The organism is Microbacterium psychrotolerans (assembly GCF_031085295.1).
Lineage (GTDB): Bacteria > Actinomycetota > Actinomycetes > Actinomycetales > Microbacteriaceae > Microbacterium > Microbacterium psychrotolerans.
This window is the reverse complement of sequence record NZ_JAVFWO010000001.1, coordinates 410,755-427,275: the sequence shown is the minus strand read 5'-3', so window position 1 is coordinate 427,275 and position 16,521 is coordinate 410,755. Positions and strand designations below refer to the sequence as shown.

The window sequence follows — 16,521 nt, the reverse complement described above, 5'->3', positions numbered from 1 at the left end:
CGGGTGAGCGCGCCGGCGCTGCCGACCGCCGACCGGCCTGATCAGCGTCCGGCGTCGTAGAGGTGGCGGCCGCCGTGGCTGACCACCTTCACGACGACGCCGCGCCGGTGCAGCTCGGCGACGGTGCGCGCCTCCTCGTCGATGTCGCGGCCGAGGGCGTGCACGTTCGCGACGACCAGCACGTCTCCGCGTCGCAGCGTGCCGAAGAGGCGCACGAGCCGCTCCTCCCACGACTCGAGTGTCTCGGGGGCCGGATGCCGGAACCCGTCGATCGACACCCCGAAGCGCGTGAGGTCATTGCGCTGCTCGACGACGGAGGGCATGTCGTCGCGCGCGATCACGAGTCCGACCAGCCGTGAGCCCGCGGGCCGGGCCTGCCACCAGTCGCGGTTCTGCTGCAGCTCGGTGAAGCACTTCGGGCAGTCCGCAGCCGGGTGCGGCAGGTGCAGCGGCGCGGTGTCGGCCGCGGTCGACCCGGTGACGGGAGCCGCGTGCGTATGCGCGGCGTCCGGCGTCTTCGTCGTCTCGCTCATGTGAGGCCCCCTCGCTCGATGCCATTGTCTCACCAGCAGAGGCTCCCGCCGCGCCAGGCCGACGATCAGCCGCTCAGTCCTCGTCGTCGAGCCGCAGCTCGAGGCTCAGCTGGTCGGCGTCGAGCTCGGCGAGCGCGTGGCGCAGCGCCGGCGTGCTGTAGCCGCCGCCGGACGAGAGCTGGTTGAGCCGCGTGCGCATCGCCTCGATCATCGCGAGTCGGAGCTCCAGCAGGTCGCGCGTCGGAAGGGTGTCGGTCTCATCGGGCGGGTCGACCATGCGGCTGCCGACGACCTCGACGAGATCGTCGGAGAACTCCGTGCCGTCGCGGCGGCGCAGGGCCGGACTCGACAGCGCGGCCACGGCCGCGTCGCGCAGCTCGTCGTCGAGGGCCGACTGCTCAGCCCTGTCGAGGCTGTCGTCGCCCGACCGCTCGAGCCGCAGCACGCTGACGAGCCACGGCAGCGTGAAGCCCTGCAGCATCAGGCTGCCGACCGCGACCGCGAAGGCGATGAAGACCAGCAGTGCGCGGTCGGAGGTGTCGTCGCGCGGCAGCGTCTGCGCAGCGGCCAGCGTCACGACACCCCGCATGCCCGCCCACACGATGATGGCGCCGTGCTTCCAGCCGAGCGGCGACGCCTGGTAGTAGTCAAGGTCGCTCATCGCGCGCGACACCCGCTCGCGCATCGACGAGAGCCGCCGCTGGGCCCGGGGGGTGTCCAGGCTCACCTCGTTGCGCCGGTTGCGACGGCGGCGACGGGATGCCGTCGGCCGGGCCGCATCGTCTCGCGAGGCGGCGGCATCCGTTCCCCGTTCCGCCGCGGCGCCGGAGCGCACCGCGCCGCCGGCGGCGATCTCGTCGATCCGGGCCGACATCGCCTCGAGCCGGCTTCGCTGGCGACCGCGGGCGCGCCGGCTCTGCAGCCAGACGAGGAGCGACACGTAGCCCGCGCGCACCGCGATGATGATCGCGAGCGCACCCGCCGCGATGCCGAGGCCGGTGCCGAGGCCGTTGTGGTCCTGCACGTTCTGCGTGACGATGTCGCTCAGCTCGAGCCCCATCACCAGGAAGACGGCGCCCTCGAGCACGAGCTCGATGGTCTGCCAGTTGTGCTCGTCCGAGCGGCGCTGCTCGGGGGTGAACCACCGCGCCGCGCCCTGCCCGGTGACGATGCCGGCGACGACGGCGGCCACGAGCCCCGACCCGCCGAGCTCCTCGGTGGGGATGTAGGCGATGAAGGGCACGACGAAGCCGACCGCGGTGTTGGCGGCGGAGTTCTTGATGAGGGCCCGCAGCCGCAGGTTGAGGAAGCCGATGATCGCGCCGACGACGACGGCGACAAGGACGCCCCACGCGAAGGCCGGCAGGAACCCCACGCCGACGGTGGTGTCGCCGGCGACCGTGGTGGCGACCGCGACCGAGGCGATCATGGTGCGCAGCAGCACGAGCGCGGTGGCGTCGTTGAGCAGGCTCTCGCCCTCGAGCATCGTCACCACGCGCCGCGAGACGCCGAGCCGCTTGACGATGGAGGTGGCCACGGCATCCGTGGGGCTCAGGATCGCGCCCAGGGCCACGGCGATGGCCGGATGGATGCCGGGGATCACGGCGATGAAGAAGACGCCCAGCACGAGGGAGCTCAGGATGACGAGGAGGAACGACAGTCCCGCGATCGGCCCGAAGTCGCGCCGGAACTCGATCGCCGGCAGGGCGACCGCGGCCGAGTAGAGCAGCGGCGGCAGCACGCCGACCAGGATCCACTCCGGATTGATCTCGGGGACCTCGACGAACGGCAGCAGGCTGACTGCGCCTCCGATGAGCAGCAGGATCAGCGGCCCCGCGATGCCGAGCTTCGGGGCGACCGCCGTCGCGAGCGCGATGACGACGATCGCGATGATGACGACGATCAGCACTTCCACGACTCAGAGCCTATTGCCGGGCTCATTTCGCAGAGGTCAGAGCACTCCGAGGTCTCGCACGGCGTCGCGCTCGGCCACCAGCTCGGCCACCGAGGCGTCGATGCGCCCGCGCGCACGATCGTCGAGGTCGAGCCCTTCGACGATGCGGTAGCCGGCGCGGTCGCCGCGCGAGGTCACGGGGAACGAGCACACGAGGCCCTCGGGCACGCCGTACTCGCCGCGAGAGAGGACGGCCGCCGACGTCAGTCCGCGCCCCGACCCCAGCTGCTCGTCGCGGACGTGGTCGATCGCCGCGTTCGCCGCCGACGCGACCGACGACGAGCCGCGCACCTCGATGATCTCGGCGCCGCGCTTCGCGACCCGGGGGATGAACACGTCGTCTAGCCACGCCGTCGCCTGCTCGCGTCCACCCAGGCGCTCGGCCAGTGCGTCGGGCACCGGCATCCCGTCTGCGAGGATCGCGTGCGAGACGTCCGGGAACTGCGTCGCGGAATGGTTGCCCCACACGACGAGGTCGGCGATCTCGTCCGCCGCGACCTGCAGCGTCTCGGCGAGCTGGCCGACGGCGCGGTTGTGGTCGAGGCGGGTGAGGGCGCTGAAGCGGTCGGCCGGCACATCGGGTGCAGCGGATGCCGCGGCGATGAGCGCGTTCGTGTTCGCGGGGTTGCCCACCACGACCACGCGCACGTCCTCGTCGGCTACGGCGCCGATCGCCTTGCCCTGCGGACCGAAGATGCCGGCGTTCGCCGCCAGGAGGTCGCCGCGCTCCATGCCGGCGGTGCGGGGGCGGGCGCCGACGAGCAGCGCGATGCGGGTGCCGTTGAAGGCCGTCAGCGGATCGTCGGTCACGTCGACGTCGACCAGCAGCGGGAACGCGCAGTCCTGCAGCTCCAGCGCCGCGCCCTCGGCGGCCCGCATGCCCTGCGGGATCTCGAGCAGCCGCAGCCGAACCGGACGATCGGCTCCGAGCATGTCGCCGGCCGCGATGCGGAACATCAGCGCGTAACCGATCTGGCCGCCGCCGCCGGTGATGGTCACGGTCGTGGGTTCGCTCGCCATGCCTCGAGCCTATGCCCGCGGCATTGTACGCAATCCGCTCGATTCTGTGGCGTTCCTGTGTGCGATCAGGCGATCGCGGTACCGTGACAGGCATGACGTTCAATGAGAACGCCAACGTCGGGGGGAACACGGCGCGGCGTCGAGGAGCGGGCGCGGCGGTGGCGGGCGGTGGCATCGCCGGCATCGGCGCGATCGCCGTACTGCTGTTCCAGCTGTTCACCGGACAGGACCTGTCGAGCATCCTTCCCGGGACACCGCAGGCCGGCGCAGGCGAGGAGTCCGAGATCCAGCAGTGCGAGACCGGCGCCGATGCGAACCGCAACGACGCGTGCCGCCTCGCCGCCGGCAGCGTGGTGCTCGACGAGTACTGGACCTCGCAGATGCAGGGGTACCGCGCTCCCCAGCTCGTGATCGTCGACGTGCAGACCCCGACCCAGTGCGGCACGGCATCCAATCAGACCGGCCCGTTCTACTGCCCGCCCGAAGAGACCGTCTACATCGACCCGACGTTCTTCGGCCTGCTGCGGCAGCAGTTCGACGCCTCCGCGGGCGAGCTGGCCCAGCTGTACGTGCTCGCGCACGAGTACGGGCACCACGTGCAGCACCTCGCCGGGATCATGGAGGAATACCCGAACAACGGCACAGGCCCCGACAGCAACGGCGTGCGCACCGAGCTGCAGGCGGACTGTTTCGCCGGCGCCTGGGTCGGCGGCATGACCGAGGAGGTCGACGACAACGGCGTGCCGTACCTGCAGGAGCCGACCCCGCAGCAGATCACCGACGCGCTCAACGCGGCCGGCACCGTCGGCGACGACCACATCCAGCAGGAATCCGGGGGCGTGGTGAACCCCGAATCCTGGACGCACGGCTCCAGCGAGCAGCGTCAGCGCTGGTTCGAGGCCGGATACCAGGGCGGCGTGTCTGCCTGCGACACCTTCAGCGTGTCGGGAAGCAGCCTGTGAACGAACACCTCGACGACATCCTCTATCCGCCTCTCGAGCCCTACGACACCGGCATGCTCATCGCCGGCGAAGGCAATCGCATCGCGTACGAACAGAGCGGCAACCCCGAGGGCAAGCCGGTGGTGTTCCTGCACGGAGGTCCGGGCGCCGGCACGTCGCCCTGGCACCGCCGGTTCTTCGACCCCGAGCGGTACCGCATCATCCTGCTGGACCAGCGCGGCTGCGGGCGCTCCACCCCGCACGCGAGCGACCCGGACGCCGACCTCCGCCACAACACCACGTGGCACCTCGTCGCCGACATCGAGCTGCTGCGGAAGAACCTCGGCATCGAGCGGTGGCAGGTGTTCGGCGGATCGTGGGGGAGCGCCCTGGCTCTCGCCTACGCCGAGGCGCACCCGCAGGCGGTGACCGAGATCGTGCTGCGCGGCGTCTTCACGCTGCGCCGCCACGAGCTGGAGTGGTTCTACGAGGGCGGTGCGGCATCCGTCGTCCCCGACCTCTGGGAGGACTTCATCGCCCCCATCCCGATCCTCGAGCGCTCGCAGCTCATGCAGGCCTACCACCGCCGCCTCACCGACCCCGACCCCGCCGTGCACGTGCCGGCGGCCGTCGCCTGGTCGCGATGGGAGGCGGCGAACCTCACCCTGCTGCCCGACCCCGAGCTGGTCGAGGCGATGTCCGAGCCCCGCGCCGCCGTGGCGTTCGCGCGCATCGAGAACCACTACTTCCTGCACGGCGGCTGGTTCGCGCCGGATCAGCTCATCAACGGGGTCGACCGCATCCGGCACATCCCCGCCGTCATCGTGCAGGGCCGCTACGACGTGTGCACGCCGGCGATGACCGCCTGGGATCTGCACCGGGCGTGGCCCGAGGCGGACTTCACGATGATCCCGGATGCCGCGCACGCGGCCTCCGAGCCGGGCATCGCCGCCGCGCTGCGCGCCGCGACCGATCGCTTCGCAGCGGCCGCCGGAGCGGAGGACGAGGTCGTTCCGTCCGATGAGGTGGAGCAGCGTGAGGACGGCGAGGATGCGAACGGCGGAGAGGCCGAGCACTCCGAGGACGCAGCCCCCGAGTCCGGGGCTGAAGACGCGGAGCCCGTGGCCGGGGACGCCGCTGTCCCCGAGTCCGGTGAGGCCGCGGAGCCCGTGGCCGGGGAGGCCGCTGCGCCCGACGCTGAGGATCCCGAGGGAGCCGAGGTCGGGGACCCCGACGAGGCCGAAGAGCCCGCTTCGCCTCACGACGCCGAGGGGGCCACCGAGCCCGGGTCCGAGCTCGAGGCCGGAGAGCATGCTCACGCGGAGGACGCTTCGTCCCGTTAGCGCGCGTTCGGCCAACGGGTCGGCGAGTGCGGCGCCGGAGAACGCCCAGGTGAGCACTGCTAGGGTGGGTAGTCTTGCAGCGCTTCTCGCGCTTCTTGCGTCGTAGAACGCTTCCCCTCCCGCCGCCGCCCGGTTCGACCGCGCGATGCCGGTGATGACTTTCGTACGGCGACCCGCGGGCGAAATACGCCCCGGCCACCGACAGGGCACTCGAATGCCCGGAGATCCTTCATGACTGAAACCACTTTCGGCGCGCTCGGCGTGCCGCAGCCGCTCGTCGACGCGCTCGCCGCGGACGGCAAGACCACCGCGTTCCCGATCCAGGTCGACACGCTCCCCGACACGCTCGCCGGCCGCGACGTGCTGGGCCGCGGCAAGACCGGCTCGGGCAAGACGCTCGCCTTCTCGATCCCGATGGCCGCACGCCTCGGCGGCAAGCTCGCCGGCGGCCCGCGTCGCAAGGGCCGCCCGCTCGGCCTCGTGCTGGCCCCGACGCGCGAGCTCGCGACGCAGATCGATGCGGTGCTCGCCCCGCTCGCCAAGGCCTACGGCCTCACCACCACCACCATCTTCGGCGGCGTGAACCAGAACCGTCAGGTGCAGGCGCTGAACGCCGGCGTCGACATCGTCGTGGCGTGCCCCGGCCGCCTCGAGGACCTCATGAAGCAGGGCTTCGTGCGCCTCGACGCGGTGGAGATCACCGTCATCGACGAGGCCGACCACATGGCCGACCTCGGCTTCCTGCCGGGTGTCACCCGCATCCTGAACGCGACCCCGGCCGGTGGCCAGCGACTGCTGTTCAGCGCGACCCTCGACAACGGGGTCGACAAGCTCGTCAACCGCTTCCTGCAGAACGAGGTGCTGCACTCCGTCGACGAGGCGCACTCGCCCGTCGCCGCGATGACGCACCACGTCTTCACGCTCGCCGACGCCGACGCCAAGAAGGACGTCGTCAAGGCTCTCGCGTCGGGCACCGGTCGCCGCATCCTGTTCATGCGCACCAAGCACCAGGCCAAGAAGCTCGCGAAGCAGCTCACCGGCCAGGGCATCCCCGCCGTCGACCTGCACGGCAACCTCTCGCAGGCGGCGCGTGACCGCAACCTGGCGGCGTTCTCGTCGGGCGGCGTCAAGGTGCTGGTGGCCACGGATGTCGCGGCGCGCGGTGTGCACGTCGATGACGTCGAGCTCGTGATCCACGTCGACCCGCCGATGGAGCACAAGGCGTACCTGCACCGCTCGGGCCGCACCGCTCGTGCCGGTGCCGAGGGTGCGGTCGTCACCCTCGTGCTGCCCGAGCAGAAGCGCGACGTCTCGCAGCTCCTGCGCAAGGCGTCGATCTCTGTCGAGCCGGTGGCCGTGACGGATGCCTCGCCCGAGGTCACCGCACTGGTCGGCCAGGTCGCCCCGTACGTCACGCCGGTTCCGGTCGCCGAGACGCCGCGCGGCACGAGCCAGGGTGCGAACGCCCAGCGCAAGCGCGCCGCGCGCGACGACCGCCAAGGTGCTGAGGCATCGGGTCGCTCCGGTTCGGGTCGATCCGGCTCGGGCGCCGGCGGCGGTCGCCGCCGTGGCTCCGGTCAGGGCGGCTCCGGCCAGGCCGCGCAGGGCGCGACGCGTCAGCAGGCCTCCGGCGGTCAGCGTCGCGACGCGGCCGGCGCGTACGACAAGGGCTCGCACCAGCGTCACGACCAGAGCGCCGGCCACACCCGGTCGGCTCAGCCGGCGGGCAACCCGCGCACGCAGGGGCGTCGCGCCTCGTCGACGGGCACCGGCAAGCTGATGGTCGGCTCGGTCGTCCGCCCGAACGGCACGAACCGCCGCAGCGGTCGCTGAGACACTCCCTCGAACCCCTTCTGCTCCCGGAGCAGGAGGGGTTCGTCGTTTCCGGTGACCGTCGCGGGCTGCGAGTCGGCGATGAGCGCCAGCGGTGAGACGAAGGGGCGGGTCAGACGCGGCGGCCGAGGATGAGGTCTGCGGCCACCTCGCCGATCACGATCGCGGGCGCGTTCGTGTGGCCGCGGATCACGGTGGGCATCACCGAGGCGTCGGCCACCCGCAGGCCCGTGACCCCGCGGACACGGAGCTCGGGGTCGACGACGGAGGCGGCATCCGTTCCCATCCGGGCCGTGCCGACGGGGTGGTAGAGCGTGTGCGAGTAGCGGCGCAGCGACACCTCGGCGCGCTCGACCGGCGTCATGCGGTCGCCGCCCTCGGGCTGCACCCACCCCATGGGCTGTCCGCTGTCACCCGTCGTGAGCGCGCGCAGCGCCTCGGTGTCGATGAGACGCTCGCACTCGGCGAGCCCGGCGAGCATCGTCGCCGTGTCGACGCCCTCGGGGTCGGAGAGGTACGAGGGGTCGATGAGCGGCGGCACGGCCGGATCGGCGGATGCGAGCCGGATCGTCCCGCGGCTGCGCGGGCGCAGCAGGATCGCGCCGACGGTGAGGCCGTGCGCGGGCGTCGGGATCAGCCCCTCGCCGACGTACGGCACCGGGGCGAAGATGATCTCGATGTCGGGGAGCCCCTCTGGCGCGCCCGCGCGGTCGGCGACCTCCGTCCGCACGAAGCCGTAGGCCTCGGCGACGTTGGAGGTCAGCATCCCCTTCCGCGTCGCCAGGTACCTCACGAGCTCGGCCGGCTTATCGGCGTCGTACAGCGTGCCGCCGCTCGGTGCGGCGGGCGCGAGCCCCGCGACGAGGTGGTCCTGCAGGTTGGCGCCCACGCCCGGGGCGTCGACGACGACGTGGATGCCGTGCTCGGCGAGGTGCTCGGCCGGGCCGACGCCGCTGAGCATGAGCAGCTGCGGCGTGTTGACGGCGCCGCCCGAGAGGACGACCTCGCGCCGCGCACGCACGTGGCGGGTGATCCCGTCGATGTCGACGTACACGCCGGTCGCACGCGGCAGGCGCGCACCGGACTCGTCACGGGCGGAGGAGATGGGACGAGCGGAGGAGGCATCCGCGGCCGCGGGTCCTCCGCTGCTCACATCCCCTCCCTCCGTCACGTCATCGCCGGCGTCGGCCTCGAAAGTCACGCGCCGGACGTGCGCGCCCGTCACGATCCGGAGGTTCGAGCGCCGCTTCGCGGGGCGCAGGTACACGTCGGCGGTCGAGGCGCGCGCACCGCGGTTCTCGCTCACCATCGTCTGCGAGAAGCCCTGGCCGGTCGGCAGGTTCGGTGCGGTGACGGGATGCCCCGCCTCCTGCGCCGCGGCCAGGAACGCCGCCGTATGCGTGCGCGGGTCGCGCTGGTGCTCGACGGGCTGGGGGCCATGGGTGCCCTGGGAGCCGTCGGCGGGGTCCGCGGTGCGCTCCACCCGCTGGAAGTAGGGGACCAGTGCGTCCCACGACCATGTCGGCCCGGCGGCATCCGCCCACTCGTCGTAGTCGGCGGCGAAGCCCCGCACCCACATCATGGCGTTGAGCGACGACGACCCGCCCAGCGTCTTGCCGCGCGGCCAGTACACCGTGCGGCCTTCGAGCTGAGGCTGGGGGACGGTGTCGTAGTTCCAGTCGTACGGGCCGCGGAAGAGCTTGGAGAACGCGGCAGGCACGTGCAGTTCGATCGCCTTGTCGGGTCCGCCGGCCTCGAGGAGAAGCACCGAGACGGCGGGGTCCTCGCTGAGCCGCGCGGCCAGGGCCGCACCCGAAGACCCCGCGCCGACGACGACGTAGTCGGCCTCCAGCCCGTCGGCGCCGAAGCCGCCGCTGCGGTCGGCGGGCCGGCCGCGCCTCACGCCTGCATCGCCTTGGTGAGCGTCTTGACCAGGCCGGGTACCTTGCCGTCGACGAGGTAGCGGGTGAGCCCGGCGCTCACCTCGGCGCCGGTGCGGGAGCTCACGAACCACGGCGGGGTGGGCAGGATGGTGGCCCTCGACAGGCCGCGGCGCCGGAGGGTGTCGGCCGCCGATCGCGGGAACGGGCGGAACGGCCCGCGCGCCACCGACCGCTCGACGCGGTCGAGCAGCAGCGCGTTGTGCACGACGCCGATGCCGCTCGACACGTCGGCGAGGGTCGCGCCGGGGAACCCCCCCCAGGTCAGGCGGGCGGTGAGGAAGTTGAAGGCGGTCCAGGTGTTGATCGCGATGTCGCCGTAGCGGAGGTCGGCGACGGCGCGCTCGAAGCCCGCGCCCAGCGCCTCCTCGGTGGCGGGGTCGATCAGGATGTTCGCGCCGAGGGTGCCGGTCAGCTTCTCGTTCGCGTGCGCCACCGCCGCGTCAAGGAACTCCTGGCCGGTGCCGCCGACCTCGACCACACCGAGGACGGGGGCGAAGTACTCCACGGTCTCGACGGGATCGCCGCCTGCGGCGCCGCGCACTTCCACGATCGCGCGGGTGCGGTCCGCGCACCAGACGGCGTCGGGATAGGCGGATGCCGCGGCCTCGAGCCGCTCGTCGCTGCGGGGGTACCAGACCGGCCGTTCGGGCGCGGCCGCGTACGCGGTATGCAGCTCGCGCAGGAACTCGGCCCGCTGCGGCCAGTCGGAGCTGACGATCACGACCTGGCCGGCGATGCAGTTGTGCCCGGCGTTCACGAGCCGCATCGTCGCGACGTGCTCGGCCTGGTACTTCAGGTCGGCGGCCGACCAGCGACCCGGCACCACGATGATCGGCGAGACGCCGCCCAGCTCGGCCGTGATCGGCACCTTGAGCTTGGGCTCCCGCTCGGTCGCCGCGCCCTCACCGCCCCCTTCGCCGGCACCGCCCGCTTCGCCGCCGCCGGTCGCTTCGCCGCCGCCGGTCGCTTCGCCGCCGCCGGTTGCTGAGCCTGTCGAAGCGCCCCACACGATGGCGTCGAACGTGGCGGCCGAGCCGGTGATGTGCACGTGCGCGATGCGCGGGTGCGACGTGAGGTACCCACCGGTCGCGGCGCCGCCGCGCACGATGCGCACGAAGCCCGGTTCGATGAGCGGCGCCAGTGCGCGCTCGAACACCGGCACCATCGCGTCCTGCGTCGGATTGACCTTGAGGAGCGTGACGCGGTTGTGCGCGAAGAGCTCGTACAGCACATCGGCGACCGGGATCGAGGTGACGTTGCCGGCGCCGAGCACGAGCCCCACGCCGCCCGACTCCGTGGGCGTCAGCTGCGCGAGCCCGGCGTCGCGACGGGCCTGGTCGGCGGTGACGCCGGGCTCGAACCAGACCTCGCCGGTGAAGCCCGAGAGCAGGAACTTCTCGGTGCCGTTCAGCGGGAACGTGTGCGCGCGCAGGCGACCGCCCGGTGCCGCGTCGATGGTGACGCCGTCGAGCGGGCTCCGGCCCTTCGCGAGGTCCTCGAGGGTCTTGCGCAGCGCGTCGAGCAGCCCGATCACGGCGTAGGGGCCGCCGAGCCATTCCTCCCCGGAGAGCGGATGCCCGGGCTCGAGGCCCTTCGACATCGTCGCGGCGTCGGCCCACTCCTGTGCGACAGCGCCCACGGCGTCGCGCACCCGGCCGAGCAGCCGCGCCCGCTGGTCGAGCGTCAGCGCGACCCACACGCGCGCGCCCTCGTCGAGCCGCGTGATCGCCTCGTCGAGCGCCGCCCGCTCGTCGTCGGGGAGTGCAGGGTCGGAGGCTCCGCCGCGGGCCGCGGGCCGCTTGGCCGCGGTCTTCTGGGGCTTCGCGGGAGTGGTCGAGGACGTGGGGGACATGGGTTCTCCTTCGAACTCGCGCCGCGGAACTCGCGCGCGGTGAGTCCGTCAGGGGGATCCTACGTCACCGCGTGAGCGCCGAGGCACGCAGTGTCACGGTGCCTGCGACGCGGTCCCGCGGTGCGCGGACGAAACCGGAGGCTCTGCGCGACCCGCCGGGCTGCGACTCCGCGGCGCGGCGTGGCGGCGAGATCATCCGACTCTGTGCCGGCCTCGCCGCGCACCTTTCCGCCGGCGGCGTCGTGCGCGTCAGCGCGACTCGATGTCGGCCCGACGAAGCGGGTACCGCGCGAGCGTGACCAGGCTCAGGCCGATGAGCACGGCGGGGGCGAGGCTGAAGCTGACGACGATGCCGGTGATGGCGGCATCCGGCTGCTCCACCACCTGACCTCCCGTCGACGAGATGTAGCCGGTCATGGCGAGGATGAGCGCCAGGGTCGTCGCGCCGAGCGCGAAGCCGACCGTCTCGCCCGCCGTCCACACGCCGCTGAACGACCCGGCTCGGCCGCCGCCGCCCACCCCGGCTGGGCCGACGCCGGAGGCTCCGACCGGCGCGCCGGCGGCGGGTGAAGGGGCCGTGGGGATCGGCACGGTGCGCGCGTCGTGCGAGATCACATCGGGCAGCATCGCCATGGGCAGCGACTGCATGCCCGCGTACGCGATGCCCGCGACGCCGACGGGCACGTAGATCCAGTCGCCGGGCGCCCACAGCATGCCGAGTATCGACAGCGCCGCGACGGCGAAAACGGTGCTCGCGATCGCGAAGGTACGCTCCTTGCCGAGCCTCCGCGCGACGACGCCCCAGGCCGGTGCGGCCAGCAGAGCCGGGGCGATGAGGGCGACGAACAGCAGCTCGACCGCCGCCTGCGAGTGCAGCACCCACATCGCGACGTACTGGGCACCGGCCAGCATGAGCCCGGTCGCGAGCGCCTGCAGCACGAACGTCGACAGCAGCAGGCGGAAGGGCCGGCTCCGGCGGAGGGCACGGATGCCGGACACGTAGTGCTCGCGGATCCCCGTCGTCTCCGCGCTCCTGCCTCCCTCTTCCGGTGAGACGTCGGATGCGGTCTCACCGGGTGCCGCGGCGGTGCGCCGTGCGACCCCGGTGGCCACCAGCATCCCGATCCCGATCACGAGGCCGCAGACGACCCCCATCACGAGGTATTGGATGAACGGGTCGTCCGAGACGCGGCGGAGCGCCGGCCCGCCGGCGCCGAACAGCAGGATCGCGAACGTCAGCACCACGACGCGCCAGGTGAGCAGGCGTGTGCGCTCGTCGTAGCTCGGCGTCAGTTCGGCGGGGAGCGCGATGTAGGGCACCTGGAACAGGCTGAACGCCGTCGCGGTGAAGGTGAACGCGAGCAGCACCCAGATGCCCGCGACCACGGGTCCGAGCGACGGCGGCACGGCGAAGGTCAGCGCGAACAGCAGCGGCAGCGCGATGGCGCCGATCAGCATCAGCCGTCGCCGGCTGCCGTGGCGCGCGAGGTCGCGGTCGGTGAGGGCGCCGATGACGGGGTCGATGACGACGTCCCAGACCTTCGCGACCGTGATGACCGCGCCGGCGGCGAGCGCCGCCACCCCGAGGGAGTCGGTCAGGTAGTACGTCAGCACCAGGCCGGGCAGCGTCGAGAAGCCGCCCGTCCCGAGCGATCCGGTCGCGTAGCGCGCGATGGTGCCGCGCGTCAGGCGCGCCGAGGAGACGGATGCCACGGCTTCGGGTGCGCGGGGAGCGTCACTGCTCATCGCGCCAGTGTAGGTGAGGGGCTCGCGCGCGGAGTCCACCCTGTGGACGACCGAGGGCCGTGCTTCCCGCACCCCGCGGCGTGATGGTCCGTGTCCCGAATCGACCCGATCGCGTCCCGAATTCGCGCGATCGCGTCCCCGCTTCGGTCGCTTGCGGCGCGTAGCGACCGATTCTGGGACACGGATGCCGTCCGGGTCGCGCCGCGCCCGGTTCGCCGCCTCAGGACTCGGCGCGGACAGCGGCCTCGACCGCCCGCAGACCGGCGAGCGTCTCGGCGAAGGACGTCGACAGGGGCGAGAGGCCGATGCGCAGGCCACCGGGGTCGCGGTAGTCGGGGATGACGTCCTGGGCCCACAGTCGCGCGGTGACCTTCCGCATCGCGGGGTGCGACAGCGTCACGTGGCCGCCCCGCGCAGCGGGGTCGCGCGGCGAGGCGATCACGACTCCGAGCGACGCGAGCAGCTCGTCGGCGACGCGCACGGCGAACTCCGTCAGGCCGATGGACTTGGTGCGGATCTCGGCGATGCCGACGTCCTCGATGAGGGCGAGGGTGTCCTGCATGGCGAGCATGCCGACGATCGGCGGCGTGCCCGACAAGAACCGGCGCATCCCCTCCGCCGGCCGGTACTCCGGGCCCATCGCGAACACGTCGGCGGTGCCCATCCAGCCCTGGATGGGCTGGGCGAGCCGGTCCTGCAGACGTGTCGCGACGTAGGCGAACGCGGGTGAGCCGGGCCCGCCGTTGAGGTACTTGTACGTACAGCCGACAGCGAGGTCGAAGTCCCACGCGTCGGCCTCGACGGGCACCGAGCCGGCGGAATGGCAGAGGTCCCACACGACGAGTGCGCCGGCGTCGTGCGCGGTCCGGGTGAGCGCTGCGGCATCCGCGAGATAGCCCGATCGGTAGGCGACGTGCGAGAGCAGCACCACCGCCGTCTCGGGCCCGACCGCCGCGCGGAGTGCCTCCTCCGAGACGCCGCCCGCCAGGTCCACGTCGATCCAGCGGACGCGCCCGCCGCGCTCCGCCGCGATGCCGTCGACGAGGTACCGGTCGGTGGGGAAGTTGTCGCGATCGACGACGATCTCGACGCGGGCCGGGTCGGCCGCGGCCGCGGCGTCGAAGGCCGCTCGCACGAGCTTGTAGAGCAGCACCGTCGTCGAGTCCCCGATCACGGTCTGGCCCGGTGCCGCGCCGATCGCGGCGCGGCCGACGGCGTCGCCGATGTCGAAGGGCAGCTGCATCCAGGACTCCTCCCAGCCGCGGATGAGGCGCCCGCCCCACTCGTCGCGCGCGAACGCCGTCAGCCGCTCGACGCTCGCCCGCAGCGGCCGGCCGAGGGAGTTGCCGTCGAAGTAGGCCAGCGACGTCTCGGCTCCGACGAACGCCTCGCGGTGCGTCCGCAGGGGATCGGCCGCGTCGAGGGCCGCGGCTTCGGCCTCGAGATCGGAGGTCGTGGTCCCGGCCGTGTCAGTGGTCGTCATGGATGAGCTCCTCGGTGGGGACGACGGTCGCGCCGCGCAGCCAGTCGGCGATCTCCTCGAGCCCTGACGGCGGGGCGCCGGGCACGAACGTGCACACGCCCGGCGGCGGATCGGTGAACGGCCACGGATCCGCCATCGCCGCGACGAGGGCCGCACCACGGATGCCGGCGCGGTCGAGCGCCGCCACCTCGTCGGGGTTCACCCCGACCCGCTGGTCGCCGTTGCCGAGGTCGGTGCCGTACAGCACGCGGCCGCCCGCGGCGGCGAACCCGGCGAGGTTCACGCGGGCGAACTCGGCCGCCCCCGGATCGTCGCCGTGGATCGAGAGCGTCGAGATCCACACCTGCCCCGCCTTCACGGCGTGGGCCGTGAACGCACGCCCGACGAACTCGGTGAACGGGGTGTGCGCGAGGACGTCGACGCCCGCGTCGAGCGCGAGCTGCGGCATCCCGTCGCCCTCCGCATGCGCGACCACCGGCAGCCGGCGCTCGCGCGCGACCTCGACGATGGCCGCCAGCGTGCCGCGGTCGAGCACGGGCCCGGCGGTGCTGTTGAGCGAGGCCTTGATGACCGATGCCCCGAACGACGCCTGCTCGTCGACCGCGGTCGCCGCGCCGTCGGGGACGCCCGGGTGGGTCGACGGGTCGGCGATCTCGCGGGCGATCTCGGGCGGCGCCCACGCACGGCCGACGGGGTAGCCGCCGACAGCGGTGAGGAAGGCGCCGGCATACGCCACGCGCGGGATGCCGTCGTCGCCGCGGCGGGCGAGCGCGACGGGGTCGCCGCCCAGGTCGACGACACCTGCGATGCCACCGGCGGCGAGCGCGCGCTCGTCGATGAGATGCAGATGCACATGGTGGTCGGTGAGGGGCGGCAGCGAGACGCCCTGCTCGCCCGTGATCGCACGGTGACAGAGCGCAGCCTCGGGGCCGAGCAGGTCCCGCAGCGCCTCCGGGTCGTGGGCCATCACAGTTCCGTCCGCACCGCGTACAGCTCGGGGAAGAACGTCAGATCGAGCGCGCGCTGCAGGAACGGCACACCGCTGGAGCCCCCCGTGCCGGTCTTGAACCCGATGATGCGCTCGACGGTCTTGAGGTGGCGGAAGCGCCAGAGCTGGAAGTTGTCCTCCAGGTCGACGAGCTCCTCGCACGTCTCGTACGCGGCCCAATGGGTCTGAGGGTCGCGGTAGATCTCGGTGAACACCGGGACCAGTTCGGGGGCGTAGGTCCAGGCCGTCGTCACGTCGCGCTCCAGCACGGCCGCGAGTATCGGATACCCCGACCGTGCGAGCAGCCCGAGGAACTCGTCGTAGAGGCTCGGCGCCTCGAGCGCCGCCTGAATCAGCGCATGCGCAGCGGGATCCGACTCGAACACCCGCAGCATCCCGGCGTTCTTGTTCCCGAGCGTGAACTCGACCGCACGGTACTGCGCCGACTGGAAGCCGCTGGCGTTGCCCAGCACGCCGCGGAACTGCCCGTACTCGGCGGGCGTCAGCGTCGCGAGCACCGACCACTGCTCGGTCAGCGTCTTCTGGATGTGCTTCACGCGGGCGATGCACTTCAGCGCCGGCGCCAGCTGGTCCTCGCGCAGCAGCCGGCAGGCGGCGCCGAGCTCGTGCAGCACGAGCTTCAGCCACAGCTCGGTGGTCTGGTGCTGCACGATGAACAGCAGCTCGTCGTGGTGCTCGGGATCGCTGAGCGGGCGCTGGGCCGACAGCAGCGTGGGCAGATCGAGGTAGCCGCCATAGCTCATGCGGTCCTGGAAATCGGTGACGACCGTTCCCTCGATCGCTCGGGTATTGCGTTCGACGCTCACGGCCTCAGCCTAATGACGACGGATGCCGCGGCGTCAGGGTCCGCATGCGCGACCGGCG

11 protein-coding genes and 1 pseudogene are annotated in these 16,521 nt (G+C 72.5%); 3 read left to right on the top strand and 9 right to left on the bottom strand.

The window, feature by feature from the left end:
- Window positions 1-41: 41 nt before the first annotated feature.
- The 3 genes from Q9R08_RS01805 to Q9R08_RS01795 all read right to left on the bottom strand — a co-directional run bounded on the left by Q9R08_RS01805 (window position 42) and on the right by Q9R08_RS01795 (window position 3,507).
- Window positions 42-533: a recombinase family protein gene (locus Q9R08_RS01805; protein WP_308866102.1), complete on the bottom strand. Its 492-nt coding sequence runs from the start codon at window positions 531-533 to the stop codon at window positions 42-44.
- Between the two features lie 73 nt (window positions 534-606).
- Window positions 607-2,448: a cation:proton antiporter gene (locus Q9R08_RS01800; protein ID WP_308866101.1), complete on the bottom strand. Its 1,842-nt coding sequence runs from the start codon at window positions 2,446-2,448 to the stop codon at window positions 607-609.
- Window positions 2,449-2,484: 36 nt separating this feature from the next.
- Entirely contained in the window at window positions 2,485-3,507 is a 1,023-nt protein-coding gene (locus Q9R08_RS01795; RefSeq protein WP_308866100.1) for a malate dehydrogenase, read from the bottom strand.
- Window positions 3,508-3,599: 92 nt separating this feature from the next.
- On the opposite strand from Q9R08_RS01795, the gene ypfJ reads away from it, so the two are divergent.
- From ypfJ to Q9R08_RS01780, 3 genes and pseudogenes are all read left to right on the top strand, one after another.
- Window positions 3,600-4,469: a KPN_02809 family neutral zinc metallopeptidase gene (gene ypfJ / locus Q9R08_RS01790; protein WP_308866099.1), complete on the top strand. Its 870-nt coding sequence runs from the start codon at window positions 3,600-3,602 to the stop codon at window positions 4,467-4,469.
- Window positions 4,466-5,440 (top strand): annotated as a pseudogene (pip, locus tag Q9R08_RS01785) (prolyl aminopeptidase); the annotation flags it as partial. The gene ypfJ and the pseudogene pip, both read left to right, overlap by 4 nt.
- 582 nt (window positions 5,441-6,022) lie before the next feature.
- Window positions 6,023-7,624, top strand: a complete 1,602-nt coding sequence (locus tag Q9R08_RS01780) for a DEAD/DEAH box helicase (protein WP_308866098.1) — start codon at window positions 6,023-6,025, stop codon at window positions 7,622-7,624.
- A gap of 112 nt (window positions 7,625-7,736) precedes the next feature.
- Here Q9R08_RS01780 and Q9R08_RS01775 read toward each other — a convergent pair whose 3' ends face one another.
- The 6 genes from Q9R08_RS01775 to kynA form a co-directional block, all read right to left on the bottom strand.
- A complete protein-coding gene (locus Q9R08_RS01775) occupies window positions 7,737-9,527 on the bottom strand; it encodes a GMC family oxidoreductase (RefSeq protein WP_308866097.1) in 1,791 nt (596 codons plus the stop codon).
- Entirely contained in the window at window positions 9,524-11,419 is a 1,896-nt protein-coding gene (locus Q9R08_RS01770; RefSeq protein ID WP_308866096.1) for an aldehyde dehydrogenase family protein, read from the bottom strand. Before Q9R08_RS01770 ends, Q9R08_RS01775 begins: the two co-directional genes overlap by 4 nt.
- A 249-nt stretch (window positions 11,420-11,668) precedes the next feature.
- Complete coding sequence (locus Q9R08_RS01765; RefSeq protein WP_308866095.1) at window positions 11,669-13,165, bottom strand: MFS transporter; 1,497 nt, start codon at window positions 13,163-13,165, stop codon at window positions 11,669-11,671.
- 220 nt (window positions 13,166-13,385) lie between these two features.
- Window positions 13,386-14,648, bottom strand: coding sequence for a kynureninase (locus tag Q9R08_RS01760; protein ID WP_308866093.1), 1,263 nt, complete (start codon window positions 14,646-14,648; stop codon window positions 13,386-13,388).
- Entirely contained in the window at window positions 14,635-15,615 is a 981-nt protein-coding gene (locus tag Q9R08_RS01755) for an amidohydrolase family protein (protein WP_308866092.1), read from the bottom strand. Before Q9R08_RS01755 ends, Q9R08_RS01760 begins: the two co-directional genes overlap by 14 nt.
- Window positions 15,615-16,463: a tryptophan 2,3-dioxygenase gene (kynA, locus tag Q9R08_RS01750; protein ID WP_308866091.1), complete on the bottom strand. Its 849-nt coding sequence runs from the start codon at window positions 16,461-16,463 to the stop codon at window positions 15,615-15,617. Before kynA ends, Q9R08_RS01755 begins: the two co-directional genes overlap by 1 nt.
- Window positions 16,464-16,521 lie beyond the last annotated feature (58 nt).

Bases quoted from the DNA above. Each gene is read 5' to 3' on its own strand.
- Q9R08_RS01805 (WP_308866102.1), bottom strand. From the start codon at position 533: ATGAGCGAGACGACGAAGACGCCGGACGCCGCGCATACGCACGCGGCT.
- Q9R08_RS01795 (WP_308866100.1), bottom strand. From the start codon at position 3,507: ATGGCGAGCGAACCCACGACCGTGACCATCACCGGCGGCGGCGGCCAG.
- ypfJ (WP_308866099.1), top strand. From the start codon at position 3,600: ATGACGTTCAATGAGAACGCCAACGTCGGGGGGAACACGGCGCGGCGT.
- Q9R08_RS01780 (WP_308866098.1), top strand. From the start codon at position 6,023: ATGACTGAAACCACTTTCGGCGCGCTCGGCGTGCCGCAGCCGCTCGTC.
- Q9R08_RS01770 (WP_308866096.1), bottom strand. From the start codon at position 11,419: ATGTCCCCCACGTCCTCGACCACTCCCGCGAAGCCCCAGAAGACCGCG.
- Q9R08_RS01765 (WP_308866095.1), bottom strand. From the start codon at position 13,165: ATGAGCAGTGACGCTCCCCGCGCACCCGAAGCCGTGGCATCCGTCTCC.
- Q9R08_RS01760 (WP_308866093.1), bottom strand. From the start codon at position 14,648: ATGACGACCACTGACACGGCCGGGACCACGACCTCCGATCTCGAGGCC.
- Q9R08_RS01755 (WP_308866092.1), bottom strand. From the start codon at position 15,615: ATGGCCCACGACCCGGAGGCGCTGCGGGACCTGCTCGGCCCCGAGGCT.